A 24774-nucleotide genomic window follows, 5' to 3' on the forward strand; every position below is an offset into this window, starting at 1 on the left:
ACGGGTTCCAGGCCCGGGGCCGGGAGGGTGGGGACGCGGCGGCTAGCCGGCGGCGGGCGCCGCGGCGGCGAGGACGCGCCGGCCCGCGATGAGCAGCGCGGTGTCCTCCTGCGGCGGGTGGACCCGGACGCAGTGGACGTCGCGCAGGTGGCGTTCGAGCGGGTTGCGCCGGGTCAGGCCGGGGTTGCCGATCGCGGCGACCGCGGTCTGCACGGCGGTGATCGCCGCCCGGGCGATGAGCGGCTTGGCGAGAACGGAGCGTTCCGCCGCCTCCGGCGCGCCCTGCTCGAAGCGGCGGGCCACCCCGAAGGCGATCTCCTCGGCGGCGACGAGCTGCGCCTCGATCTCGCCGGCGACCGTCTGGATCCGCTCGGTCGTGGCGATCGGGCGGCCCAGCGCCGTGGGGACCCGCTCGTTGGCGAAGCGCAGGAAGAACTCCTGCGCGGCCCGGGCCACCCCGATGTACAGGGCGGTCGCCCCGATCCCGACGGCGGCGAACCCGGCGTCCGGGGTCTGGGCGGAGGCGGGCAGCCCGCGGAAGTTCGCCGCCGGCACCTCGACGTCGCGGTAGATCACGTCGTGGGTGCTGCTCGCCCGCAGCCCGAAGTGGTCCCAGGTGCGGACGATCTCGATGCCGGGCGTGTCGGCGGGGATGATCACGTGCCCGAGCAGCGGGTCGTCCTCCTCGGTGGCGACCCACACCAGGTGGTAGCTCAGCCCCTCGGAGCTGGTCGCGAAGCCCTTGTGCCCGTTGACCACCCAGCCGTCGGCGGTCCGGCGGATCTTCGTCGCCGGCAGGCCGCCGCGGGCCGGGGCGCCGAGCTCCGGCTCGGCCCGGATCGCGTTGAGCAGCACCGGGCGCTCCAGCGAGTCGGCGACGACCGTGCGGTAGAGCTCGTCGGGCCAGAACGGGTCCCGGGCCTGCAGCACGTGCTGGAAGACGGTCATCGCGGAGACCAGCGCCACCGACGGGTCGCCCTTGCCGAGGGCCTCGAACACCCGGATGCTGTCGGTCGGGCTCAGTGCCCGCCCGCCGTAGCGCGGGTCGATGCCCAGGCGCAGCAGGCCTGCGTCGTGCACGGCCTGCACGCCCTTCCAGGGGAACGCCCCCGACCGGTCGTACTCCTCGGCGGTGGCGGCGAGCTGGGCGCCGACCCGGGCCAGCGCCTCGTCGGAGATGTCGACGTCGGGCAGCGGCGCCGCGGCCACGGCCTGTCCGGCCGGCGCGGCCTCGCCGCCCAGCACGGAGCCGGCTTCGGCGATCGACGGCGGGATCACGTCGGACGGGGCGGTCATGACGCCACCCGCGCCCCGGCCGCGCCGACGAGCTCTGGCTGGGGCAGCCCGGCGTCGAGTGGTACGACCTCGCCGCGACGGCCCGTCGCCTCCCGGTGGGCCAGCTCCTGGCGCACCAGCGGCAGGACGTAGCGTCCGTAGTCGACGACGTCGTTGAAGTTGTCGTACCCGCGGATCGAGACGAGTTCGGCGCCGAGGTCGACGTAGTCGAGGATCGCGGCGGCGACCGTCTCGGGCGTCCCGACCAGCGCGGTCGACGCACCGGCGGCGTTGGTCGCCTTGGCGGTGGCGGTCCACAGCGCGCGGTCGTGCACCTCGCCGCGGGCGGCGGCGGCCAGCAGCCGCTGGGAGCCGACGTTGGCCGGGGTGGCGTTGCCGCCCACCCGGAAGCCCTTGTGGACGATCCCGCCGTTGCCCTGCAGGACGCCGAGGATCTGGTGCGCCTTCTCCCAGGCGAGCTGTTCGGTCGGGGCGATGATCGGCCGGAAGGTGACCCAGATCCGCGGGGTGTCGCTGCGCCCGGCGAGGCGGGCCTGCTCGTACACCGCGTCGATCTGCTGCTTCGTCTCGGCCAGCGGTTCGCCCCAGAGCCCGAAGATGTCGCCCTTGGCGCCGCCGACCTGGTAGGCCTCGGCCGACGAGCCGCCCACCGACACCGGGATGGTGCCGTTGACCGGCCGGACCAGCGAGACGAAGTCCTCGAACGAGTAGTAGGTCCCGGCGTGGTCGAACGGGGTCGTCGAGGTCCACACCTTGCGCAGGATGTCGATGTACTCCGACTGCCGGGCGTACCGCTCGGTCTTGCTCAGCCGGTCACCCTCGCGGGCCTGCTCGCGGTCGTCGCCACCGGCGATGAAGTGCACGACGGCCCGCCCGCCGCTGAGCTGGTCCAGCGTGGCGAGCTGCTTGGCGGCGACCGTCGGGTACATCGTGTTGGGCCGCAGCGCCACGATGGGCCTGACCCGCTCGGTGTGCTGGGTGATCGCGGAGGCCAGGGTGAACGGGTCGTGGAACGACGAGCTGTAGGCCACGAGCGTGTAGTCGAAGCCGCCCTCGTCCAGCGCCCGCGCGTACCGCTTGAAGAACGGCAGGTCGATGTCGGTCTGCCCGAGCCGGTTGAGCTCGTTGGACTGGTTGATGTTGATCGCGCTGATGAACTCGACGGGCATCAGGGTCCTCCGGGAAGGCGGTCAGGCGCGGGGGCGGTGGGGGCAGGTCACGACCAGCGCGCGATGGCGGGCAGTTCGCTACCGAGCCGCAGGCGTTCGAGGAACAGCACGATGGCGGCGGCGGCGGTGCGGTGGGTGGCGTCGTTGAGGGCGTCGTGCCTGCCCCCGTCGATGGTGACCAGCTCGGCCCGGGGCGCCGCCGCGTACCGGGCGCGCGCCTGGCCGAGCGGGCTGACGAGGTCGGCCGTGCCGTGCAGACCCAGCACCGGCAGGTCCACCCGGCCCAGGTCGCCGTCGGCGAGCCAGGCCGGCGGGACGGGCGTGTCCAGGCCCCCGCGGCGCAGGTGCGGGTCGGCGCTGAGCCGGGCCTGGTGGGTCGGGCAGGCCGTGCGCGCCGCGAGCTCGGCCGCCCAGCGGCCCTCGCCCTCGCCGTCCTCATCCCCCGCCCCGGTCGCCCCTGTCCTGGTCGCCCCCGCCCCGGTTGCCCCTGTCCCGGTCCCCGTCGCCCCTGCCGCGATCGAGGTGGCGTCCGCCGGGGCGGCGGTGCCCGCCGAGGCGTCGGCATCGGCCGGCGGCAGGCCGACGAGCAGCAGCGCGTCGGCCTGCACGGTCCCCGTCGCGACGAGGGCGGCGACGAACGCGGCGCCGGCGTCGGAGCCCGCCAGGACGCGGGGCGCCGGCAGGTCGGGGTCGCTCAGCAGGGTGCGGATGTCCGCCGTCACCGCGTCCGCATCTGCGGTCGGATCCCCGACGACGCGCACGCGGTAGCCGTCGAACGCGATCCGGGTGCCGAACCGCTCGTAGACGCCGGGGTGCTCACCGCGCCCGACGACCAGAATGATCGTTCCGCGCGGGGCGACGGCGGGCGGGTTGTCCCACGCGGCAATGGTCGGGGCCGGCGCGGGGGCGGTGGAGAGCTGGGCGGAGGTCATCGAGGCGTCCTTCGTCCGGGAGTCGGGGACTCGGTCCGGTCAGGGGGTCCGGGCCGGGGTGCGGTGCGGGCACGGAGGGTAGGGGGCACGGAGGGTAGGGGGCACGGAGGGTGGGGGCCCGGCGGGTGGGGGCCCGGCGGTGCGGGCGCGCTGGGGGATGCGGGCACGGCGGAACCGGCGGGCGGTCGGCGCACGGGGCAGGCGCGCACGGCCGGCCGGCCGAGCACGAGGGCGCGGCGGCGGCGCAGACGTAGAGGGATGGACGGCGGGGCGGAGGCGGCCGAGCGGGAGGCGCCTGGCCTGGACGGTCTGCACAGCGCGGGTGGTGCACCGCGTGCACCGGAGGGCCGGACGAACTCAGCGGTCGTCGACGCCGTCGCGCCGTGCGAGGATCGGGACCTGACTGGTGGCCGGGGCGGCGCCACCCGTCGCGGCGGGCCGGCAGGCGGCGGTCGCGGCGGCGGACTGTCCGACCGGCCGGGGCGTCACCGTGCCGGCACCGTCAGGCGTGGCCGGGCCGGCGTCCGGGTCCGGCTGGCGCCGGCGGTGCGGGTCGCGTCAGCGGCAGCGACAACAGGACGAGGCGAGGATGCCGAAGTCGACCACCCGCCGGCGGGTCAACACCCGCTGGGGTAGCGGCACGGCGACGGCACAGCCGGCACGAGGGGCGTTGACCTGCCCGAACCGGGATGCACGCGACCTGCCGACCATGTCCATGAGGATGGTTGGTTTTCCTCGGGTTGTCCAACGCGGATCCGCGATCGCACCGATCAGGATTCGCGATCGGTTCGTGTTATGGTGCGCCCTGTGTCCTCAGTGCTCGACATAAACGCTTTGCGTAGCCTCATCTCGATCGCCGACAGCGGCGGTTTCCGGCGGGCGGCGGAGACCCTGTGCGTCTCGCAGTCCGCCGTGAGCCAGCACGTCCGGCGGCTGGAGAAGACGGTCGGGCGCCCGCTGGTCGAGCCGGACGGTCGGGCCACCCGCTTCACCCCCGACGGTGAGCTCCTGCTCGCCGCGGCGCGCCGGCTCCTCGCCCTGCACGACGGCACGCTCGAACAGCTCGGCGTCGGCGGCCCGGCCCGGCCGTCCACGATCACCGTCGGCGCCACCGAGCACGCCGCGGATCACCTGTTGCCCCTGTGGATGGAGGCGCTCACCGCCGGGTTCCCGGACGCGCGCGTGCAGTTCCGCCTCGATCGGGGGGCCCGCCTCACCGAGGCGCTCGACCAGGGCGCGGTCGACGTCGCCGTGCTCATCGGCTCGGCCCGCGCCGCCGTCTCCCGGCCCGCCGGCGCCCTGCCGCTGGCCTGGTACGCGGCCGAGGGTTGGACGCCGCCGCCACCGGACCGTCCACTGCCCCTGGTGGCGATCAACGATCCGTGCACGATCCGCAGCCAGGCGCTGAGCACCCTGGCACGGGTCGGCCGCACCGCCTGGGTGGTCGGCGAGGCCGGTCACCTCGCCGGAGTGCTGCAGGCCGCCCGGGCCGGCGTCGGGGTGGCGCTGCTCGCGGATGTCGGCCCGGTCCCACCCGGCCTGGTCCGCCGCGACGACCTGCCCCCGGTCACCCCCGAGCCGCTGCACATCCGCACCCGCCGGGGCGCGCCACCCCGGCTCGCCGAGCTCATCCGCGACACCGTCGTCGCCGCGCTGGCCTGAGACCAGGCCCCGGCTCCCGGCCCGGTCGCCGGCCCTTCCGTCGAGACCACCCTTCGGCACCACCCGCCGAGACCCCCGCCGAGACCCCCGTCGGGGCCAGCCGTCAGGGTCGCGCGTTGCGGTCGCGTCCGTTGGGGTCGTCCGGCATGACCGCACGTCACGGCGGGCATGCTCCCCGTGGAGGTGGTCCGGATGGTGCCCGCGCTGGCGTTGGCCGCCACGGGGACGGAGCTGTCCCAGCCGGACACGGTGGTCGCGGACCTGCTCGAGATCCTGCGCCGCCAGCTGCACATGGACCTCGCCGCGCTGGCCAGGGTCGAGGGCGGCCACCTGGTCCTCCAGGTGCTGTGCGGCGACGTCGCCGGGTTCGGCCTGCACGCGGGCGCGACGATCAGCCGCGGCGACTCCCTGCTCGGGCGGGTGCTGGCCGGCGAACTGCCCGCGATCGTCCCGGACACCCTGGCCGACCCGGTCCTCGCCGGCAGCCGCGACGTCCGGGACAGGGGCATCGGCTCCTACGCCTCGGCGCCGATCGTCGACGGCGAGGGCAGGGTGTACGGCCTGCTGTGCTGCGCGGGGCATCGGTCCCGATCGGTGAGCCCCGAGCGTGACGGGCGCTTCCTGCGGCTGCTGGCGGCGTTCCTCGGCGACACCGTCCTCGACCTGCACGAGATGTGGGCGCGGCGGCGCCGGGTGTGGCAGGAGGTCAGCGACCTCATCGACAGCGGCGGCCCACAGATCATCTATCAGCCGATCTTCCGGCTCGCCGACGAGCGCATCGTCGGCGTGGAGGCGCTGTCCCGGTTCCCGGGCGGGCGCCGCGGGGCGCAGCGCTGGTACGCCGACGCGGCCACCGTCGGGCTGAGCACCGAACTGGAACGGCTCGCGATCGGCCGGGCGCTCGCCGTCCTGCCCGTCCTGCCCGGTGATCTCACCCTGGCCGTCAACGCCTCCCCCACCACCATCTCCGCCGGCCTGCTGGACCTGCTTCCCGAGGCCGCGGCCGGCCGCATCATCGTGGAGATCACCGAGCACGAGCACATCGGAACCGACAAGCGCCTGCTGGGGGCCGTCGAGAAGCTGCGCACCCGGGGCGTGCGGATCGCCATCGACGACATCGGCACCGGCTACGCGGGCCTGGAGCAGCTCCTGCACCTGCGCCCGGACATCATCAAGCTCGACGGCGTCATCACCCGGGACATCGACACCGACGCCGCCCGCCGCGCCATCGCCACCGGCCTGGTCGAGGTCGCCGGTGAGATCGGGGGCAGCGTCGTCGCGGAGGGTATCGAGACCCCGGCCGAGCTGGCCACCGCGATGGCCGCGGGCATCCCCTACGGCCAGGGCTACCTGCTGGGCCATCCCGGCCCGCCCGCCGGAGCGGCCTGGCTGCGGCCCGACGGTCGGCGCTCCGCTGTCCCAGGCAGCCCCGCTGCCCCCGACAGCCCCGCTGTCCCAGGCAGCCCCGCTGTCCCGGGCAGCCTGCAGACACCGGCCGGCAAGACCGCCCACCGCGACCCGAGCGCGAACCGGCCGGACCGGCACGGCCCGCTATCGTCGGCCGATGCCCGTCGATGATCCCGAGCCCCGGCGTACCCAGCGGCAACGCCGCGCCAGCAGCCGCGAACTCATCCTCGACGCGGCGGTCCGGGGACTGTTCGAGGACGGTTACGCCCGGACGACCACCGTGGCGATCCAGACAAGGGCCGGCGTGTCCCGCGGCCGGCTGCTGCACCACTTCCCGTCCCGGGAGGACCTGCTGGTGGCGGCGGCCCAGCACCTGGCCGGCGAGCGCATCGAGGAGATGAGGCGGTTCGTCCTTTCTCCCGACGATGAGGCCGCCGACGGCGACGGGCCCACGGACGGTGGCGAGCGGATCGACCTGGCCACCGAGCTGCTGTGGGCGACCTTCCGGGCGCCGTACTTCTGGGCGGCGATGGAGCTGTGGACGGCCGCCCGCACCGACGCCGATCTCGCCGCCACCCTGGCGGGCGCCGAACGCCAGCTCGGCGGCGCGATCAACAGCGTCATCGCTGCGATGTACGGGCCGGTGCTCAGTGCCCATCCGTCCTTTCCCGCGGCCCGGGACCTGATCTTTACCAGCATGCGGGGCGTCGCCCTGACCTACGCGGTCACCGGGCATGATCCACGGACCGAGCCCCATCTGTCCCTGTGGAAGCGGGTGCTGCGCGAGATGCTGGCGGCCCCGGAGGGCTAAGGGGCTGACGGCTGACCGCAGGGAAGTAACGGTCAGGCCTGACTGTTAGTGTGGCGGAGTTTCCGACGCGAGGAGCCCCCCGATGGCGAGCGACCGACCGCCGACCACCCTGGCGCCCGACGCGGTTGGCGAGGTGCCGCGCACGCAGAACCGGATGACCCATGACGTGTGGCTGCCCGACGAGACCGTCGCGTTGCGGGCGCAGGCCCGCGCCGCGGTGGACAAGCGGCTGGCGCCGCATGCGCGCGAGATCGGCCAGCGTGAGGAGTCCGCGGACAGCTTCCCCTGGGCGGCGTTTCGAGGGCTGGCAGAGGAGGGCCTGTTCGCGGTGCCGTTCGGCGACGACTTCGGCCGCGGCCTGGCGTATCCGATGCTGGGGACCTGCACGGTCACCGAGGAGATCGCCTACCACTCGTCGTCGATGGCCGGGGTCTACGACGGGCAGTGCATCCTGGTACCGCAGACCCTGACCTTCGCCTCGCCGGCGCTGCGCGCCCGGCTCGTCCCCGAGCTCGTTGAGGGCCGCACGGCCTTCTCGTTCGCCACCACCGAACCGGAGACCAGCTCGGATCTCACCGCCGCCCGGATGCAGACCGTCGCCGATCGCACCGCCGACGGCTTCGTCGTCAACGGCCGCAAGCGGTGGATCACCAACAGCGTCGTCGCGGGCTGGGTGTCGGTGCTCGTCCGCGCGGGTCGGTCGGACCGGGCGACGATGCTCCTGGTCGACCTGTCCTCGCCCGGCGTCCGCGTCGGCGCGCCCGACCTGAAGATGGGCCACCGCGGCCAGCTCACCGCCGACATCGTGTTCACCGACGTGCACGTGCCGGCGGACAACGTGCTCGGTCCGCCCGACGGCGGCCTCGGCGTGGCGCTGTCCGCGCTGGTGCGCGGACGGATCGGCATCGGCGCCGCCGGCGTCGGGGTCGCCCAGGCCGCCCTGGACCTCGCCGTGCACCGGTTGCGCACCCGGCACGTGTTCGGCGCCCCGCTCGGCGCCCTGCAGCACTGGCAGTTCCAGATGGCCCAGCGAGCCACCGAGATCGAGTGCGCGCGCTCGCTCTACCAGAAGGCCGCGATCCTGCTCGACCGCGGCGACCGCAGCGCCGAACCGGAGGCCGCGATGGCCAAGGCCTACGGCACGCGCCTGGCCAACGACGTCGTCCGCGAGGCCATCCAGATCCACGGGGCGGTCGGCTTCGCACGCCGGGTGGCCGAGAGCGGCGAATCAGTCCGCCTCGAGGAGATGTACCGCGACGCCAAGATTCTGGAAATCTTCGAGGGCGCCAACGAGCTCCAGCAGTGGATCATCGCCCGCCAGCTCATCGGCCGCGACGTCACCGGCTAAAAGACACCGTCTGCACAGATCAGAGGCCCAGTTCCCGGTCCGGACGGCGGTTCGGCCCGGGCCGGGTCGATGTCCGCTCTCGTTTCCGGCCCACTCCGCGACCTGGGTGACCGGGACGCCGGCGTTCAGCCAGCCTGAGATGGCGGCGTGCCGCAGGTCGTACGGCCGGCGCGCCAGCCTCAACGCCTGGTCCACCTACCGCGGCGCCCCACCTGACGAGATCGACGTGCTCTTCACCCACCTCCACGGAGAAGTCGCCGAGCCCGCCGAGTAGCGCTCCTTGCACGCCGTGAGCTTCCACAGCCAACGCCGCTCCAGTCGGAGGAGGCATCATTGCCGGCGGGTGGGCAGTGGTTGCAGTGATGGCCAGCGGGTAAGCAGGTTTTCGCGCATGGCTGCGGCGAGCTGCCCCAATTCTTCCAGCTCGCCACCGTGAGCGGTCATCTGGCTGACGATTCCGAGGCGGTGGGTGAGCCGTTGGCGCGCCGTCGCCGTGCCCCAACGCCAGTCACGGCGCGCAATCCTGGCCAGATGGTCAAGGGTTTCGCGCTTCGCCCTCTCGACCAGTGCATCACCTCGTAGCAGCCAGCCGGCACACGCGTCGGTGAGATCGTCTGGAACATCACGTCCGGTCTGCTGGCGCCAGGCCGCACGGTAGGCGACTTCCGCCTCTTTCAGCAGCGGCCGCGGCGGCGCGGTGACACACCAGCAGGTCGGGAATCCGATGCGCAGGTAGGCAAGTTCGGTGAGCCCGTCGCCCAGCGCCGCCTGTTCGAAATCGACGAACCTGACACCGCTGCTGGTGTGCAGGTCGTTACCCGGGCACGGGTCGCCGTGCAGCAGGGCACTGCCCGGTGAACGGGCCAGGCGGCTCACGAGGTCGTCCAGCTCGGCGCGTACTCCGCGAGGCGCGGCGACGCCGAGCGCGTGGGCCAGCCGGAGGAAGGAGTCGACGTCGTTGCGGGTCGGGCCGCCGGACCAGGCCGGCAGAACACCCGTGTCCTCGACTCCCGTGGAAGCGTGGAGCCGAGCCAGCGCCTCGGCGTAGGCGACCACCCAGTCCTCCCGCGGCCGCTGATGGTCCAGGTATTCCAGAACCAGGACCCGCTGGTCCGGATCGGTCCCGAGGAGCCTCGGCGCCACGGGCGGGTCCACGCGAGACGCCAGCGTCAGCGCGGCCACCTCCCGGGCATATCTCTCGGCGCCCCCCGGCCCGTCGATGAGCTGCTTGACCACCGCAGGTGTGCCGGACAGTTCCACCCGCCACACGCGGGATCGCGGACTGCTACCCAGCCGGCGGGCCCGCCGAGGTGAACCCACCTCGGCCCACAACCTCTCCCCCAGCGGCAACGGCACCCACATGGCTCTTATCCTGACGAGTCGGCCTGGCACGCATCACCAGACGCCCGACGACCACGGCACCCGAACACCGGCCACGCAGTCGTCACCCCAGACATGTCGTAACCCCAGTTCCGCGGCCGGCGCCTCCTCCGGTCGAACCGACCAGGGCGGGGTCAGCGGGTTGCGCCGGCTATTCGACCGTCGGCGGACAGCAGCTCGGCTGTTTCGGCGTCGGTGCGGCCGAGTGTTTCCCGGAGGATCTGTTCGGTGTGTTCGCCGAGCAGCGGGGCGGGGATGTCGGGGGGGTCGGGCAGTCGGTCGGAAACGACGGGTGCGTTCTCCAGGTAGAAGGTCTGTCTGATACGCGGATGTCCGGACAGCCGGAAGACGCCACGCTGGGCGTAGTAGGGGAACGAGGGCAATTCGGAGACGCGCAGCATCGCGCCGGCGGGTATGCCGGCCGCCTGGAGCCGGGTCATGGCCTCGACGGCGCCGTGCTGGGCGAGCCAGTCGGTGAGGGCGGCGTCGATCCGATCTCGGGCGCCGGCGCGTCCGTACGCGCTGGTGAGGGCGGGTTCGGTGGCGAGGTCGGGGCGGTCGAGGACGCGGCACAGAGCCTGCCAGTCGCCGTCGCCGCGGACGGTGACGACGCACCAGTCGTCGTCGCCTGCGGTGGGAAAAACCCCCCAGGGCGCATCCGGTTCGGTGGGCCCTTCGACCTCGACGCCGGCGCGGAGGAGGGCTTTGTCGGCGACGGTCGCGGCGGCGTGGCCGAGCATGACCTCGGTCTGGCTGACGCTCACCGTTCCGCCGATTCCGGTGCGGCGCCGGCGGATCAGCAGCGCGAGGACGCCGGCGATGCCGATGCGGGCGGCGACGTGGTCCGGGTAGACGGTGAGTGCGTCGGAGAATCCGTCCGGTTCGCCGGGGTAGCGCCACTGCGCGGTCAGGCCGGCGCAGGCGCGGACCAGCGGTCCGTAGCCGAGCCGGCGGCTCCACGGTCCGGTGGAACCGAACGCCGAGCTGTCCACGACGATGACGGCCGGGTTGGTGCTGCGCAGGACGTCGTAGCCGAGTCCGAGGGATTCCAGGGTGCCGGGACGGTAGTTGGTGAGCACGACGTCGGTGTCGGCAACCAGTCGCCGGAACAGGTCCTTGCCTCGTGGTGAACGCAGGTCGAGGCCGAGGCTGCGCTTGTTGCGGTGGCCGGCGGCAAAGGTCACCGTCATGACACTGCCGTCGCGGGCCTGGCGGCTGCCGTCGGGAAAGGCGTCGTTCTCGACCTTGATGACGTCGGCGCCCTGGTCGGCAAGCAGACGCCCCTGCTCGGCGCCGACGACGATGACACCGAGGTCGAGGACACGCAGTCCGGCCAGCGGCCGACGGCCGGGATCGACGGAACCGTCCTGTGGGTCCGGGCCCGGAGCCGGGTCCGGACCTGGGCCTGGGCCTGGGATCGGTCGGTCGCCCCAGCCCTGCGCCGCCGGCGAGGAGTCCGGGGGGAGCGTGGGCGCCGGGCCTCGGACTCCGGCGCGGTGACCGTCCAGCTCCAGCACGCCGTTCGGGAAGGGTGCCGCCATCCCCGGAGCGAGTTCGACCGGGCTGAAGGCGCCTCGGGCGCGGACCTGCTCGGATTCCAGCGCCTCGTCCAGGTCGAGAACGGCGGCGGTGGGGACGCCGTGGTGCTGGCCGGCCTGTTCGAGTTCCGCTCGCGTCTTGTCGGCGAAGAAGCGTGCTATCGCCGGCAGCAGGGTGGTGGAGGCGAAGCGGGTGGACAGCTTGTCGTAGGAGGGGTCGGCGAACTCCGCGGGGCGTCCCATCCACGCGAACATGGCGCGCCACTGCCGCGGGGCGAGAATGCACAGGCGGACGAACCCGTCGGCGCAGGGAATGATCGGGTACTGGTGGCGGGCCTCGGGGCGGCCCCGGGGAAGCTTGCTGGCGGGTACTCCGGCGGTGGCGCTGCCGGCGATGCCGTAGCCGGGATCGAGTGCGGCGACCGCGCCGTCGAGGACGGCGAAGTCGAGGTGGTCGCCCAGACCGGTGCGCAGGCGTTCGAGGTAGGCGAGGAGCACCACGAACACCGCCTGCGCCGCGGCGCAGTCGTAGGGCAGGTCGCCGGGCGGCAGCAGCGGCGCGCGCCCGGGGATGCCCGAGCGCGACAGCTCGCCGGACAAGGCGTGGAACACCGGGCCGGTGGCCTGCCAGCCGGCCTGGGGACCGGTCCGGCCGAACGGCGTGGCGGACAGGACGACCAGGGACGGGTGCTCCCGCCGGATGCCCTCGACGTCCAGCGTCGTCGCCTCCGGGCCGGACGGCGGCGTGCTCTCCAGCAGGATGTCGGCGTCGGCGAGCAGTGCGGTGAACCTCTCCCGGTCGGCGGGCTGGGCGAGGTCGAGCGACACGGCGCGTTTGCCGAGGTTGGCGGCGGCGAAGGCCAACGAGACCCCGCCGACCCGGCGACCGGTGCGGCGGTCGGCGGCGCCGCCGGGCGGCTCGACGCGCAGGACGTCGGCGCCCCATTCGGCGAGATGACGGCCGATCGCCGCCAGCGGCCCGGTGGTCAGATCGAGGACCCGCACGCCGGTCAGGGGCAGGTCGAGCGGTTCGCCCGTCCCGGCCGCCTCGGCGTTGGTCGACGCCTCGGCGGTGGTCAACTGAACCGCCTGGTGGCCTGGGCCTTGCGGACCTCGCGGAACGGGACGTTCTTGTCGACTTCGGGTTCCCTGGGCAGGCCCAGGACCCGCTCGCCGATGATGTTCCGCTGGATCTGGTCGGTGCCTCCGCCGATGGAGGTGACGAACGCGGCGAACGACGAGCGGTTGACCTCCGCGGCGACCGGGTCGGTGTCGCCGTCGAGGACCGAGGAGGCGCCGAGCAGGTTCGTGGTCACGTCCACGCCGGTGTGCACGATGCGGGACATGGCGAGTTTGCCGATGGACGCCAGCGGTGACGCCGCGCCGCGCCCGGCGTCCGCCCGCGCCCGCAGGTTGTTCCAGGCGTTGACCTTCTCCAGCGTGTACAGCCGGGCGATCTCCTGGCGGGTGACGGGGTCGTCGGCCCTGCCGACCTTCTTCGCCAGCTCGACGTAGTCGGCTCCGCCGATCTGCCGGGTCCACGGCGACTGCCGGTCCGCCAGGGTGGTCTCGCTCCCGCCGGCCCGCCGGCGCTGACGGGAACTGCCACCGGCGGCGGCCCCCATGATCAGCCGCTCGAAGCCGAGCGCGGTCTGCAGTACCCGCCAGCCGTCGTTGACCGCGCCAAGCCGGTGGGAGTCGGCCACGACGGCGTCGGTGAGGAACACCTCGTTGAACTCCGACCCACCCGTGACCTGGTGGATCGGCCGAATGTCGACTCCCGGCTGGTCCAGCGGCAGCCAGAAGAACGTCAGTCCGCGGTGCTTGGGCACGTCCCAGTCGGTGCGTGCGACGAGGAAGCCGTGGGTCGCCTCGCGGGCTCCCGACGTCCACACCTTCTGGCCGTTGACCACCCAGGTGTCGCCGTCGCGGTCGGCCCGGGTCTGCAACGCCGCGAGGTCGGAGCCGGCGCCGGGCTCGCTGTAGAGCAGGCAGCCCTGCTGCTCGCCGAGGGCCAGCGGCCGCACGAACGACTTCTTCTGCTCGTCCGTGCCGTGCGCGAGGATCGTGTTGGCGAACAGCTGCGTCACGTCCAGGGCGACCGGTTTCGCGCCCGCCCGGGTGAACTCCTCGGCGACCACCCGACGCAGATCGCGGTGCAGGCCGCGCCCGAACCACTCGACCGGCCAGGTCGGGGCCGCCCACCCGGAGTCGACGAGCCGCTCCCGCCACTGCGGGCCCCCGCCGCCGGGCTGCCAGTTCTCGGCCAGCCACGCCGCCACCTGCGCGCGTACCCGCTGCGCCGACGCCTCCTCAGACGCCTCCTTCGACGCCTGCGGCGGCGTGCCCGGCCCTGTCGTCGCGGTCATCGGGTTCCTCCTCGTCGTTCACGTGCACCCGAAGGGTGCGATCACAGACCGATTCGGGTGGCCAGCAGGTCACGGTGCGCGCGGGGACTGCCCCACAGCTGCACCCCGGACTTGGCGCGCCGGTAGTAGAGATGGGCCGGGTGCTCGTAGGTGAACGAGATGCCCCCGTGCACCTGCATGTTCGTCCGGGCCGTGGCGAAGAACGCCTCGGAGCAGAACGCCTTGGCCAGCGGCGCGACCGTGGGGACCTCCGGGCTGTCCTGCGCGACGGCCCACGCCCCGTAGTAGGCGGCCGAGCGGGCGGACTCGACGTCGACGAAGGCGTCGGCGCACAGGTGTTTCACCGCCTGGAAGCTGCCGATCGCCCGGCCGAACTGCACCCGCTCCTTGGCGTACCCGACGGCCATCGCGAGCGTGAAATCGGCGCCGCCGACCTGCTCCGCGGCCACCGCGATCCGGGCGGCGTCGAGGAAACGGTCGAACGCGGCCTCGTCCGCCGGGGCCGTCAGCGGCGTCGCGGCCACGCCGTCGAGGCGCACCCGGGCGAGGCGCCGGGTGAGGTCGAAGACCTCCAGCGCGGCGCGCGACACCCCGTCCGCGGCGCCGTCGACGGCGAACAGTCCGACGCCGGCCTCGGTGCGCGCCGCCACCACCAGAAGATCGGCTGCCAGGCCGTCCGGCACGAAGGACTTCGTTCCGGTCAGCCGCCACCCGCCCCCGTCGCCGTCGCCGACCGCGCTGCAGCGCACCCCGGCCGCATCCCAGCCGCCGCCGTCCTCGGCGACGGCGACCGTGGCCACCACCCGACCCTCGGCGACCGCCTCGAGGTGGCCCGAGGTCACCGCTCGGTCGCCGCCGGTGAGCGCGATCGTGGCCAGCGCCGTCGACAGAAACGGCACCGGCACCAGCCGGCGTCCGAACTCCTCCAGCACGATCGCCAACTCCACCGGGCCGGCCCCCGCACCGCCGTGCTCCTCGGGCACCACCAGCCCCTGCAGCCCCAGCTCGCGGGCCATCCGCTCCCAGACCGGACGCTCCAACGCCGACGGCGCCGCCATCAGCCGACGCACCTGCGCCTCGGGGAAGGTCTCCTCGACGAACGCCCGCACCGTCGACCGCAGCGCTTCATGATCGTCGGTGAACTCGAACGTGCCCACGGCGGCCTCCAGACGACCGGTCGAACCCAGGTACTGACCAGTGGTCAGCATCTTCGGGACGGACGTTACTGACCGATGGTCAGGATGTCCAGCGAACGGCCGTGCCGGCTCGGCTCGTCAGCCCGCCGCCCGCAACCAGGCCCGCAGCCCCGCGATGATGACGGTAAGACCGTGGTCGAAGTCGGCGTCGGTCGCGAAGGTGTAGGACCAGCCGCGCTTGGTGACCTCATGCAGGTTCGGGAACTGGTCGAGGTCGCCGGGCAGGTCCACGTGCGACCCGTGCAGCGCGTCGTCCCGGTCCGGGCCCAGGTACCGCGCGAACTCGTGCTCGCTCGCCAGGCACCCACGCGTGTAGGTCGAGAGCAGGTGGTAGGCGTACCCCGCCTGCTCGGGGGTGAAGCCCGCCCGCAGCAGCACCCCGAGCTGCGCGTCGATCCGCCCGTAACTGGAGTCGAGCGCCTGCTGTGACCGACCCATGGTCGCCCACTGGCCCACCACCAGCTCGAACAGCGCCGGATCGGACCGCAGCGCCGCCCGGTAGCCCTCCCAGTAGCCGCGCAGGTGCGTCTCCCAGTCGTCGGAGTCGATCACCGGCAGGGCCTCGTTGAAGCGCCGCACCGCTCGCCCCAGCAGCGCATCGACAAGATCGTGCCGCCGAGGGAAGTGGTAGTGAACCGCGGGATGCTGCACCCCGAGGACCGCGGCCACCTTGCGGATGGTGACCTCGGCCAGACCCGCCTCCGCGGCCAACCGCTCCGCCGCCATCAGGATCACCTCGGAGTCGAGCGACCCCCGCGGCAACCGACCGTTCACCATCACCCAAGGCTAGTCGTCCAGCAAAGATCCACCTGGAGGTCCGAGCCCTCGGGCGTGCAGGTGCACTAAGTTATCCTGCTGTGGTCGCCGTCGAGCCTCACCCGCCCTAGCCGCCCGGTGGCGCGATCAGGTGGTCGTTTCGGTGGACCGGGTCGATTCGTAGGTGAGGTTGGCGGACCAGCGTTCCTCGACGCGGCCGAAGTACCAGACGGCGAGCGCGACGGCCCAGGCGAGGACGAACAGGCCGACGATGGCGTAGCCGGCGTAGTCGAGGTTGATGGTGGCGATCCAGGCGAGGGGCCCGGACTCGATCGTGAACCGGTCGGCGAGGACGCCGACGAGTTCGATCGTGCCGATGGCGAGGGCGACGATCACGGAGATGGCCGTGATCGTCAGGTTGTAGAACACCTTGCGGACAGGGCGGGCAAAGGCCCAGCCGTAGGCGGCGTTCATGAAGACGCCGTCGATCGTGTCCATGAGACACATGCCGGCGGCGAACAGGATCGGCAGCACGAGGATCGAGTAGAAGGGCAGGTTGAACGCCGCGGCGCCGCCGGCGAGGACGAGCAGGCCGACCTCGGTCGCGGTGTCGAACCCGAGGCCGAACAGCACACCGATCGGGTAGATGTTCCACGGCCTGGTGACCGTCTTCGTCAGGCCGCCGAGAAAACGGTTCATGAAGCCGCGAGACTCCAGCCGCCGTTCGAGCTCCTGCTCGTCGTACTGCCCGTGGCGCATCTCGCGGAAGACCCTGACGATGCCGAGCAGGGCGGCAAGGTTCAGGATCCCGAGCACCCACAGGAACACCCCCGAGACCGACGGGCCGATCACGCCGGTGATGGTGTGCAGCGTGGAGGAGTCGTCCTCGATCGGGCCGACCAGGGACTTGATGCCGACGGAGAGCAGGAACGCGAGCGCGAACACGATCGTCGAGTGGCCGAGGGAGAACCAGAACCCGACCGAGAGCGGTCGGCGCTGGGGGCCGGCGCCTTCGGCTCCCCTCGCCGCGTGGTCGGCGATGATCTTTCGGGTGGCGTTGTCGACGGCGGCGATGTGATCGGCGTCGAAGGCGTGGCGCAGCCCGAAGGTATAGGCCAGGACGCCGACCCCGGCGGTGAACACGGGATGATCGCCACCGAGACGGTAGTCGTGCGGGGTGACGAGGGTGAGCAGGACGACGAACCCCACGACGTGCAGCAGGACGATGAACCCGGCCATCCCCGCCAGGGACCGCCTGTCGGCCCCCGTGAGGCTGCGCCGGAACTCGATCAGCCGTCTCGCCAGGGTCGGCTCGCCGACGCCGGAAGCCGCGTGAGCCACCAGAAGCCTCCTCACCGGGACTGCGGGACCTCGGGGCGGCGTCCTCGGGCGCGAGGAGAGCTCCGCCAACGAGCCACCAACGGGCCCAGATGCAACCCTCTCGTAACTGCAAGACTGTTGCAACTGGGCCTCGGCGTGCGGATCTGGCCGCGTCCGTCCTGGTAGGGCGTCGTCAGACTGCCCCGGCAGCGCCCAGCACCGGCCGACCCTGTGGTGGCAGAGCCGACCCCGTGCTGGTCCGGCCAACGGGCCGCAGGGTGCTGTACAGCAGCCGACAATCACCGCGCGGCGAACTGAATGCTGGCATTGTTGCAATCGCAGCGAACGAAATCACCAGTTACGGGGGTAACCATGTCACGTCGTTTCGCCCTGCCCGTCCGCCGGCTCGGAGCACTGTTCACCGCGGCCGCTCTGGCGGTCGGCCTGACGGCGACCCTGGGCCTCACCGCGCCGGCCGCGCAGGCATCCACCTGCACCGACAATCCCTACCAGGGAACCTGGAAGGCCACCGATCCCGACGATCACCTCATCGTCGTCGCCCTCGAGTTCCCGAACTGCTCGAACTGGAACTCCGTGAAGGTCAGCGTCCTCTCCCACGCCTTCCTCGGGCTTTCCGCGAATTCGTCGTACTGGGGATACGCCAGCAGCGTGAAATGGGGCGTCTACGGGACGTCGCTGACCGCCACGTACAACTTCCAGGGGCTGACCGAGACGCTGTACATCACGCCATCCACCAGGTACACCGGGCTGCCGATCGTCGAGACCGAGCGGTACGCCGACGGCACCTCCTACACGTTCCCCACCCAGTACTTCGCCCGCGCCTGATCCCGTCGGCGGCCGACACCCCGGACTGTCCATCAGCCCGCGGTGTCGAGGCCGAGGAGGCGGGTGACGGTGGCGACCTGGTCCGCGTAGTGGCCGACGAACTCGGGTGAACGGGGATCGACCCCGCACATGCCCTCGATGACGTGGGGCAGCGTGGTGGTCGCCATCGCGGCGGCCGCCGTGACAAGACGACAGCCGTGACAAGACGACAAGACGACAAGACGACGAGAGGACGAGAGGACTCGGCGCCGAGCAGGCCAGAGCACTGCGCCATTCCTTGCCTGTTCGGAAAAGGTGAAGCGACTCAGCTGCCCGCGGTGGTGGATAGTATTCTGGCCTGCGTGACTCGCCGTGGCTGGCTGCTCTTTGTTGCGATGGCGCTGTTCTGGGGCGTTCCGTATCTGTTCATCAAGGTCGCGGTTCGCGAGGTCGATCCCGTCGTCGCCACCTTCGGTCGCATCGCCGTGGCGGTGGTGGTGCTGCTGCCCGTGGCACTGGCGACCAGGTCCTTCTCGGGTTTACGGGGATGCTGGCTCCGTCTCGCCATGCTCGGACTGGTTCAGATCGGCGTGCCTTTCCTGTGCATCAGCGTCGGGGAACGCCATGTCGCCTCGTCGATGGCCAGCCTGCTGATCGCGACGGAACCCGTGTTCGTGGCCCTGATTGCGCCGCGTCTGACGGGGGAACGGGTGTCACGGCGCCGTGCCGTGGGCCTGGGCCTCGGCCTGGGCGGTGTTGCCGCGCTGCTGGGCGTGAGGGTGGGCGGGGACACTGTGTTCCTGGCCGGCGCGGGGCTCGTTCTTCTCGCCTCGGGGTGCTATGCCCTGGGCGCGGTGCTGGTGCAGCGCAGCCCGTTCGTCCATCTTCCGCGGCTGGGCGTGGTCACGGCGGAGTGCGTCGCGGCGGCCCTGGTCCTGCTGCCCGTGGCGGCCCTTCGCCTACCAGGGACGACCCCGAGCCGGAAGGCGCAGAGCAGCATTGTGGTGCTGGGCGTGGTGTGTACGGCGCTGGCCTGGATCACCTGCCTCGCGTTGATCTCCGAGGTCGGCGCGAGTCGAGGGACCGTGTTCACCTGTGTCAATCCCCTGGTGGCGGTGGCGCTGGGCGTTCCCTTTCTGCACGAGAACCTCACGAGAACGATGCTCCTCGGCTTTCTGCTGATTCTCACGGGCTCGTGGCTGGCGACGGGAAGCGGACTCCCGCGCCGGAAAGTGGCACGAACCCTCGGCACGATCGGCGTGCACGGGCAGGCACAGAAGGACCCGAACTCGCCTTCGCCTGCGAGCACCAGCCCCCGCGTCCGGCGCCTGCGGTTCCGCGGAACCGCGGAACCGCGCCGTGGTGCCGGTCGGGACCCCGCCGTCCACGATCATGTCCTCCCACCTCGACGGCGAGGATCAGGGAACGCGGCCGGCCCTCGCTGAGGCCGGGAGGCCCAAACCGACCGTCGCCGGCGGCGTTACGCTGGCGGACCGTGCAGGGAACGCGTCTCGACACCGCCCGGATCCGAGCGGCTCGCCGGATCATCGACCCGGTGTTTCTCGACACTCCGCTGTATCGCTGCGAGGCGCTGGAACCCGACCTCGGCTGCGCGGTGAGCATCAAGCTCGAAACGGCGAATCCGGTGCGCAGCTTCAAGGCCCGCGGCACCGAGATGGTCGCGAGCGGGCTCGCCGAGACCGGCGCGCGGCCCGTGGTGTGCGCCAGCGCCGGCAATCTCGGCCAGGCCCTCGCCTGGTCCGGTCGCGGCCGGGGGCTCGACGTCACCGTCGTGGCCTCCCGCCACGCGCCCGCGGCCAAGCTGGCCCGCATCCGTGCATTGGACGCCGGGGTGGAGCTGGTGGACGGCGACTTCGACCTGGCTCGTGAGCGGGCCGCGGCCATCGCGCGCCGCGACGGCATCCGGCTGGTCGAGGACAGCCTGGACCTCGAGACGTGCGAGGGCGCGGCGACCATCGGCCTGGAACTCGTCGACACCGGGCCGCCATTCAACATCGGGCCGTCGTTCGACGCGGTCCTCCTCGCGCTCGGCGGCGGAGCGCTGGCGACCGGGGTGGGTCATGTGGTGAAGGCCCTGGCGCCCGACGTCGAGGTGATCTGCGTCCAGCCGCTGGGCGCACCGGCGATGACCCACTCGTGGCGCCGGCGGCGCGTCGTCACCACCGACGCGACCAACACCATTGCCGACGGCGTCGCCGGTCGACGTCCCATCCCGGCCGTCCTCAACGACCTCCTCCTCGTCGCCGACGACGCGGTCCTGGTCCGGGAGGCGTCGATCATCGCCGGGATGCGGCTGCTCCTCGACCACGCCGGCCTCGTGGTCGAGCCGTCGGCCGCGCTCGGCGTGGCGGCGATCCTCGAGGACCGGGACCGTTTCGCCGGCCGCCACGTCGTCACCGTCGTGTGCGGCAGCAACGTCGACGTGGACGCCTACCGTCGCTGGGTCGGGGCGGGACGGCGTCGGGGCGAGGATTCGGCAACGTCGTCACCGGAGTAGCCGAAGGCACGACGAGCAGTGGCGAGCCCACCGGGTCTGCTGCCATCCCTTCGTGTGGTCGAACCCGGTACGGTTGCTCCGCATGACCGAGTTCGAGACCGAGATCACCGCGGGTCTCGTCCGCGACCTGCTGCGGGACCAGCATCCCGACCTGGCCGAGCTGCCGCTGCGCGAGGTGGCGGGCGGCTGGGGCAACCAGATGTGGCGCCTCGGGGACGAGCTGGCCGTCCGGATCCAGCGCATGGAGACGAACCCCGAAAACCAGCTCAAGGAGCGCCGGTGGCTGCCGCTGCTCGCCCCACGCCTGCCGCTGCCCATTCCCGTCCCGGTGCGCAGTGGTGCGCCCTGCGAGCGTTTCCCCAAGATGTGGACGGTCATGACGTGGGTGCCGGGCCTGCCGCTGGACCACGGGTCGATCACCCGCGGCGAGCACGCGGCCGACACCCTGGCGGCGTTCCTCCGGGCGCTGCATGTGCCAGCGCCCGCCGACGCCCCGGTGGACACGGGCCGCGGCGCGCACCCCAGGGACTGCACCGACGGCTTCGAGAAGTTCTTCGACTCCGTCGACGCTGACGCGATCGGCGCCGACGCCGCCGACGTCCGGGCCGTCTGGGACGACGCCGTCGCGGCCCCCGCCTGGGAGGGTCCGCCGGTGTGGGTGCACGGCGATCTGCATCCCGCGAACGTCGTCGTCGCGGACGGCACGCTGGCGGGCGTGGTCGACTTCGGCGACATGTTCGTCGGCGACCCGGCGTTGGACTTGGCGGCCGCCTGGGTCCTGCTGCCGGCCGGCGCGGCCGCACGCTTCTTCGCCGCCTACGGGGAGGCTGACCACGCGACGGTCCGGCGCGCCCGCGGGCTGGCCGCGTGCAAGAGCCTCTTCCTGATGCTGATGGGCCAGAACGGGGACCGCGGCCTGCCCGGCGGCAAGCCGGCGTGGGGTCCGGCGGGACGGACGGCGCTCGACCGGGTCCTGAGCGAGCGTCTGACCCGATTCCACGAGTAGATCGGCGGCCTACTTCGGCTGTTTCACCCAGCTTCTTGAGGGGGTGTCGCGGAGGCTGGAAAGGGCCCAGGAGGCTGGCACCACCCTGAGGACTCCCGCCCTCACCGGTCCCGACCACGGCGCGGCGGTGCGCAGTTCACGTGGACACGGCCGCCCCCGCGACGGCGGCCAGGTCGGAGGCGGTGGCCAGCCGCTTTTCCGGGGTCGGGTGCCGCAGCGGCCCGCCGATCCGGTGCAGATGCCGCAGCGCCTCGCCGTAGGAGGCCAGCGCGCCGGTCTCCCGGTAGCCGACCTCGTGGGCCTGGCAGAACGCGCGGATCAGCGGCTGGGCCCGGCGCAGGCTCGGCCGCGGCATGCTCGGGAACAGGTGGTGTTCGATCTGGTAGTTCAGCCCCCCGAACACGACGTCGGTGACCCGGCCACCCCGGATGTTGCGCGCGGTCACCACCTGCCGGCGCAGGAAGTCGGGCTCGTCGCCGGCGAGAATCGTCATCCCCTTGTGGTTGGGCGCGAACGCGCAGCCCATGTACAGGCCGAACAGCCCCTGATGGACCAGCACGAAGACCACCGCCCTGACCGGCGAGAGAACCAGGGCGACGGCGGTGAGGTAGCCGGCGAGGTGCACCACCAGCAGCCCCGCCTCCGCGGCGACGGTCCGGTCCCGCCGGCCGGTCCGGTCGCGGCGCTCGGCCAGCTCCCGCACGCTGGCCACGTGCAGGTTCAGTCCCTCCAGCAGGAGAATTGGGAAGAACAGCGACGCCTGGTGGCGGGTCAGCCGGCGCGCCCACCCGCGGCGCCGCCCGGCCTCGGCGGCGGTGAACACGAATGCGCCGGGGGCGAGGTCCGGGTCGCGACCAACCTGGTTGGGGTGGCGGTGGTGCCGGTTGTGCTTGGCCACCCACCAGCCGTAGCTCAGCCCCACCAGCATGTTTCCCGCTAACAGGCCCAGGGCGTCGTTGCCCCGCCGGCCGAGGCAGATCTGGCGGTGGCCCGCGTCGTGCCCGAGAAACGCCACCTGGGTGAACATCACCGCCAGAAACGCCGCCGTGGCCAGCTGCCACCACGAGTCGCCCAGCGCGACGAACGCCCACCAGCCGGCGGCGAGCAGGCCCAGACTCACCGCGAACCGGGCGGAATACCAGCCGGCCCGGCCATCGAACAACGCGGCGGCGGCGACCTGGCGCCGCAGTTCGGCGTACTCGCTGCCACGGACTGCCGCCGGCGGCGTCGGCACCGGCGCCGAAGCGGGTTCTGCTGCTGCACTGCTTGTGGCCACGGCGTCCGCGCCCATGGGCATCCCTCTCAGCCGACAACGCATCAGCGAGAGGGAACCCGGAACAGGCGTACGGACCAGACCAGGGACGAGAACACTGCCACGCTGAAGTGACAACGGTCAGACTACTCCAGCCCGCGAACGCTCAACTCGGCTTGGCGCGCCTCGGTCGAGACGCTCTGGTGGCGGCGTGATCGAGCAGGCGCTGGGCGGGGATCTCCCGGGCGACGACCGCGCGGGCGACGTCGGTGAGCCGCAGGTTGTGGTCGCGGGCATAGGTCCGCAGCCGACCGAACGCCTCGTCCATCCCGAGATTCCCGCGCTGCGCCAGAAAGCCCTTGGCCTGTTCCAGGACGACCCTGCTGCTCAGCGCGCCCTTCAACTGCTCGTTGATGACGATCTGGTCGGTGGCCGCCTTGTCCTGCACGATCGCGACACTCGCCACGTGCGCGAGGGCCTGGCCGAGACTCAGGTCGTCCTCGCTGAGCGTCCCGACCTGCGTGCCGAACAGCCCGAGGGCGCCCAGGACCGTGTCCCGCAACCGCATGGGAAGGGCGTGGACCGAGACGAAGCCGGCCTGCGTGGCGGCGGCGACGAACCGCGGCCAGCGCGCCGTGGCCGTGCGCAGGTCCGCGACGCTGACGGGCGCCCCCGCCCGGTAGCAGTCCAGGCACGGCCCCTGGTCGCGTTGGAGCTGGAGCAGTTCCAGGTTGCGGGTGCGTTCGGAGGACGCCGCCACCAGGTGCAGGGTGCCGCGATGATCGGCCAGGAGCAGGCCCGCGGACTCGACGTCGAGCAGCCGCGCGCAGTCCGCGGTCAGCCCGTCCAGGAGGTCCACCACGTCGAAGCGGTCCACCAGGCTGTTCGCCAGCGACACGAACGCCCGGGTGACCTGACGTTCCCGCTCGGCGCTCACGCGATCATCCCCGGGTCGTCGTCCGGCAGGACCCAGGCGCTGTCGTCGTCGAGCGCCACCTGACGCTGCACCACCCGCCACGCGGCCTCGCTCGCGGTCAGGTCGTGCGCGAACGCGTAGGCCCGCAGTCGCACCAGCGCCTCGGCCGGACCGACGTCGCACTGAGCCATGATCATCCCGGTGGCCTGGTAGACCTCGACCCGCTCGAGGGAGGCGAACTCCCGTAACCCCTCGCCGCTGTCACCGACGGCCTCCCAGTCCAGATCCCCGCCCGCCAGGTCCAGCAGCGGCAAGCTGGCCAGCCTCGCGGCGAACAGACCGCCGGCCAGGTTCTCCCCGCCCAGCGGGCCGGGAGTGTGGCGAAACAGGTCCAGGGCGCCGATGGGCGCACCGGCGAGCACCACGGGCAGGGCGAACACCGCCCGCACCCCGACGGCCATCACCGCGCCGGCGAACACCGGCCACGGGGTCTCGGTCGTCAGCGTGAGGTCCGGGACCAGCGCCGGGCGACCCTCGCGCACCGCGTCGAGACAGGGGCCTTCCCCGAAGGTGAACTGGAGCTCGTCCAGCCGCCGGCTCAACGCGCCGCTGGAGCCGAACGTCCCGGTCGAGACGCCGTCGCGCACCACCGAGACCGCGGCCCCGTCGACCCCGAGCAGCCGCACGCACGCCCGGCACAGCCCGTCGGCCGCCGCCAGGCCGCTGCCGGCCGCCACCGCCGCACCGAGACCGGACCGGACACGCTCACTCGAGGCGATAGCCCCTCCCCAACGTCGGGCCGCACTGCCCACATCCATCCGCGGTTCCCCGCATCGGTTTCCTGCACCGGTAACGGCCCGCCAACCATCCGCTGGTCATTTCCAGCCTACGGGTACCGATCGGCTACGGGCGCACCGGTGACCGCCCGGTTTCGCCGTCGCGGCGGGGACGGCCCGACGGCCGGATCGTGGCTCCACCGTCTCCAAGCCCAGGGCCGATGGTCGGGCTTGCGGCGAGACGTCCGACATGCCACAATCGCGGTGGCCTCAGAGAGCCGACGTCGCTCCAGACTC

General features: G+C 72.6%; 23 protein-coding genes. 9 read left to right on the forward strand and 14 right to left on the reverse strand.

Translation table 11 applies throughout. From position 1 onward, the window contains the following. Positions 1-42: 42 nt before the first annotated feature. From FRAAL_RS16915 to FRAAL_RS35590, 4 genes are all read right to left on the reverse strand, one after another. Positions 43-1296, reverse strand: coding sequence for an acyl-CoA dehydrogenase family protein (locus FRAAL_RS16915; protein WP_041939402.1), 1254 nt, complete (start codon positions 1294-1296; stop codon positions 43-45). Further along, positions 1293-2465 (reverse strand): LLM class flavin-dependent oxidoreductase, encoded by a 1173-nt coding sequence (locus tag FRAAL_RS16920; protein ID WP_011605003.1) that lies wholly within the window; start codon positions 2463-2465, stop codon positions 1293-1295. Before FRAAL_RS16920 ends, FRAAL_RS16915 begins: the two co-directional genes overlap by 4 nt. 47 nt (positions 2466-2512) lie before the next feature. Next, positions 2513-3397, reverse strand: coding sequence for an alpha/beta hydrolase (locus FRAAL_RS16925; protein ID WP_011605004.1), 885 nt, complete (start codon positions 3395-3397; stop codon positions 2513-2515). Positions 3398-3754: 357 nt separating this feature from the next. After that, the gene (locus FRAAL_RS35590; protein ID WP_256804511.1) at positions 3755-3886 is read right to left on the reverse strand and encodes a hypothetical protein; all 132 of its coding nucleotides are present in this window, start codon (positions 3884-3886) and stop codon (positions 3755-3757) included. A 306-nt stretch (positions 3887-4192) separates the two neighbouring features. Between FRAAL_RS35590 and FRAAL_RS16930 the strand changes: the two genes are divergently transcribed. The 5 genes from FRAAL_RS16930 to FRAAL_RS33110 all read left to right on the forward strand — a co-directional run bounded on the left by FRAAL_RS16930 (position 4193) and on the right by FRAAL_RS33110 (position 8899). Further along, a complete protein-coding gene (locus tag FRAAL_RS16930) occupies positions 4193-5059 on the forward strand; it encodes a LysR family transcriptional regulator (RefSeq protein WP_011605005.1) in 867 nt (288 codons plus the stop codon). 192 nt (positions 5060-5251) lie between these two features. After that, complete coding sequence (locus FRAAL_RS16935; RefSeq protein ID WP_157892124.1) at positions 5252-6637, forward strand: sensor domain-containing phosphodiesterase; 1386 nt, start codon at positions 5252-5254, stop codon at positions 6635-6637. Then, entirely contained in the window at positions 6624-7277 is a 654-nt protein-coding gene (locus tag FRAAL_RS16940) for a TetR/AcrR family transcriptional regulator (RefSeq protein ID WP_011605007.1), read from the forward strand. Before FRAAL_RS16935 ends, FRAAL_RS16940 begins: the two co-directional genes overlap by 14 nt. An 82-nt stretch (positions 7278-7359) precedes the next feature. Further along, positions 7360-8625 carry an acyl-CoA dehydrogenase family protein gene (locus tag FRAAL_RS16945; protein WP_011605008.1) on the forward strand — a complete coding sequence of 422 codons (1266 nt, stop codon included), beginning with the start codon at positions 7360-7362 and terminating at the stop codon, positions 8623-8625. Positions 8626-8731: 106 nt separating this feature from the next. Further along, on the forward strand, positions 8732-8899 hold the full coding sequence (locus FRAAL_RS33110) for a hypothetical protein (RefSeq protein ID WP_011605009.1): 168 nt from the start codon (positions 8732-8734) through the stop codon (positions 8897-8899). A gap of 56 nt (positions 8900-8955) precedes the next feature. On the opposite strand, the gene FRAAL_RS16950 is transcribed toward FRAAL_RS33110, so the two are convergent. The 6 genes from FRAAL_RS16950 to nicT form a co-directional block, all read right to left on the reverse strand. Continuing rightward, positions 8956-9987: a phosphotransferase gene (locus FRAAL_RS16950; RefSeq protein WP_041939403.1), complete on the reverse strand. Its 1032-nt coding sequence runs from the start codon at positions 9985-9987 to the stop codon at positions 8956-8958. A 152-nt stretch (positions 9988-10139) separates the two neighbouring features. Continuing rightward, entirely contained in the window at positions 10140-12623 is a 2484-nt protein-coding gene (locus FRAAL_RS16955; RefSeq protein WP_011605011.1) for a CaiB/BaiF CoA transferase family protein, read from the reverse strand. After that, a complete protein-coding gene (locus tag FRAAL_RS16960) occupies positions 12620-13912 on the reverse strand; it encodes an acyl-CoA dehydrogenase family protein (protein WP_011605012.1) in 1293 nt (430 codons plus the stop codon). Before FRAAL_RS16960 ends, FRAAL_RS16955 begins: the two co-directional genes overlap by 4 nt. Positions 13913-13953: 41 nt before the next feature. Then, positions 13954-15120 (reverse strand): acyl-CoA dehydrogenase family protein, encoded by a 1167-nt coding sequence (locus FRAAL_RS16965; protein ID WP_011605013.1) that lies wholly within the window; start codon positions 15118-15120, stop codon positions 13954-13956. Between the two features lie 66 nt (positions 15121-15186). After that, entirely contained in the window at positions 15187-15885 is a 699-nt protein-coding gene (locus FRAAL_RS16970) for a TetR/AcrR family transcriptional regulator (protein ID WP_157892375.1), read from the reverse strand. 126 nt (positions 15886-16011) lie between these two features. After that, positions 16012-17205, reverse strand: a complete 1194-nt coding sequence (gene nicT, locus FRAAL_RS16975; protein WP_011605015.1) for a Nickel transporter NicT — start codon at positions 17203-17205, stop codon at positions 16012-16014. A gap of 351 nt (positions 17206-17556) precedes the next feature. Between nicT and FRAAL_RS16980 the strand changes: the two genes are divergently transcribed. After that, positions 17557-18030, forward strand: a complete 474-nt coding sequence (locus FRAAL_RS16980; RefSeq protein WP_011605016.1) for a hypothetical protein — start codon at positions 17557-17559, stop codon at positions 18028-18030. A 32-nt stretch (positions 18031-18062) separates the two neighbouring features. On the opposite strand, the gene FRAAL_RS35595 is transcribed toward FRAAL_RS16980, so the two are convergent. Further along, on the reverse strand, positions 18063-18197 hold the full coding sequence (locus tag FRAAL_RS35595; RefSeq protein ID WP_256788195.1) for a hypothetical protein: 135 nt from the start codon (positions 18195-18197) through the stop codon (positions 18063-18065). On the opposite strand from FRAAL_RS35595, the gene FRAAL_RS16985 reads away from it, so the two are divergent. The 3 genes from FRAAL_RS16985 to FRAAL_RS16995 all read left to right on the forward strand — a co-directional run bounded on the left by FRAAL_RS16985 (position 18174) and on the right by FRAAL_RS16995 (position 21533). After that, positions 18174-19454, forward strand: a complete 1281-nt coding sequence (locus FRAAL_RS16985; protein ID WP_011605017.1) for a DMT family transporter — start codon at positions 18174-18176, stop codon at positions 19452-19454. The two genes, FRAAL_RS35595 and FRAAL_RS16985, sit on opposite strands and share 24 nt — an antisense overlap. 50 nt (positions 19455-19504) lie before the next feature. Beyond that, entirely contained in the window at positions 19505-20527 is a 1023-nt protein-coding gene (locus FRAAL_RS16990; protein ID WP_011605018.1) for a threonine ammonia-lyase, read from the forward strand. Positions 20528-20609: 82 nt separating this feature from the next. Continuing rightward, positions 20610-21533, forward strand: coding sequence for a phosphotransferase (locus FRAAL_RS16995; RefSeq protein ID WP_041939404.1), 924 nt, complete (start codon positions 20610-20612; stop codon positions 21531-21533). A 136-nt stretch (positions 21534-21669) separates the two neighbouring features. Here the strand turns inward: FRAAL_RS16995 and FRAAL_RS17000 are convergent, their stop codons facing one another. The 3 genes from FRAAL_RS17000 to FRAAL_RS17010 all read right to left on the reverse strand — a co-directional run bounded on the left by FRAAL_RS17000 (position 21670) and on the right by FRAAL_RS17010 (position 24438). Beyond that, positions 21670-22767, reverse strand: coding sequence for a fatty acid desaturase family protein (locus FRAAL_RS17000; RefSeq protein WP_011605020.1), 1098 nt, complete (start codon positions 22765-22767; stop codon positions 21670-21672). 184 nt (positions 22768-22951) lie between these two features. Beyond that, complete coding sequence (locus tag FRAAL_RS17005; RefSeq protein WP_011605021.1) at positions 22952-23722, reverse strand: GAF and ANTAR domain-containing protein; 771 nt, start codon at positions 23720-23722, stop codon at positions 22952-22954. Continuing rightward, positions 23719-24438, reverse strand: coding sequence for a GAF and ANTAR domain-containing protein (locus FRAAL_RS17010; RefSeq protein WP_011605022.1), 720 nt, complete (start codon positions 24436-24438; stop codon positions 23719-23721). Before FRAAL_RS17010 ends, FRAAL_RS17005 begins: the two co-directional genes overlap by 4 nt. Positions 24439-24774 lie beyond the last annotated feature (336 nt).

This window comes from Frankia alni ACN14a, assembly GCF_000058485.1.
In the GTDB taxonomy this organism is placed as follows: domain Bacteria; phylum Actinomycetota; class Actinomycetes; order Frankiales; family Frankiaceae; genus Frankia; species Frankia alni.

Coding starts and splice junctions, on each gene's coding strand:
- FRAAL_RS16915 (WP_041939402.1), bottom strand. CDS start 1,296: ATGACCGCCCCGTCCGACGTGATCCCGCCGTCGATCGCCGAAGCCGGC.
- FRAAL_RS16920 (WP_011605003.1), bottom strand. CDS start 2,465: ATGCCCGTCGAGTTCATCAGCGCGATCAACATCAACCAGTCCAACGAG.
- FRAAL_RS16925 (WP_011605004.1), bottom strand. CDS start 3,397: ATGACCTCCGCCCAGCTCTCCACCGCCCCCGCGCCGGCCCCGACCATT.
- FRAAL_RS16930 (WP_011605005.1), top strand. CDS start 4,193: ATGGTGCGCCCTGTGTCCTCAGTGCTCGACATAAACGCTTTGCGTAGC.
- FRAAL_RS16935 (WP_157892124.1), top strand. CDS start 5,252: ATGGTGCCCGCGCTGGCGTTGGCCGCCACGGGGACGGAGCTGTCCCAG.
- FRAAL_RS16940 (WP_011605007.1), top strand. CDS start 6,624: ATGCCCGTCGATGATCCCGAGCCCCGGCGTACCCAGCGGCAACGCCGC.
- FRAAL_RS16945 (WP_011605008.1), top strand. CDS start 7,360: ATGGCGAGCGACCGACCGCCGACCACCCTGGCGCCCGACGCGGTTGGC.
- FRAAL_RS16950 (WP_041939403.1), bottom strand. CDS start 9,987: ATGTGGGTGCCGTTGCCGCTGGGGGAGAGGTTGTGGGCCGAGGTGGGT.
- FRAAL_RS16960 (WP_011605012.1), bottom strand. CDS start 13,912: ATGACCGCGACGACAGGGCCGGGCACGCCGCCGCAGGCGTCGAAGGAG.
- FRAAL_RS16965 (WP_011605013.1), bottom strand. CDS start 15,120: ATGCTGACCACTGGTCAGTACCTGGGTTCGACCGGTCGTCTGGAGGCC.
- FRAAL_RS16970 (WP_157892375.1), bottom strand. CDS start 15,885: ATGGTGAACGGTCGGTTGCCGCGGGGGTCGCTCGACTCCGAGGTGATC.
- FRAAL_RS16980 (WP_011605016.1), top strand. CDS start 17,557: ATGTCACGTCGTTTCGCCCTGCCCGTCCGCCGGCTCGGAGCACTGTTC.
- FRAAL_RS35595 (WP_256788195.1), bottom strand. CDS start 18,197: ATGGCGACCACCACGCTGCCCCACGTCATCGAGGGCATGTGCGGGGTC.
- FRAAL_RS16995 (WP_041939404.1), top strand. CDS start 20,610: ATGACCGAGTTCGAGACCGAGATCACCGCGGGTCTCGTCCGCGACCTG.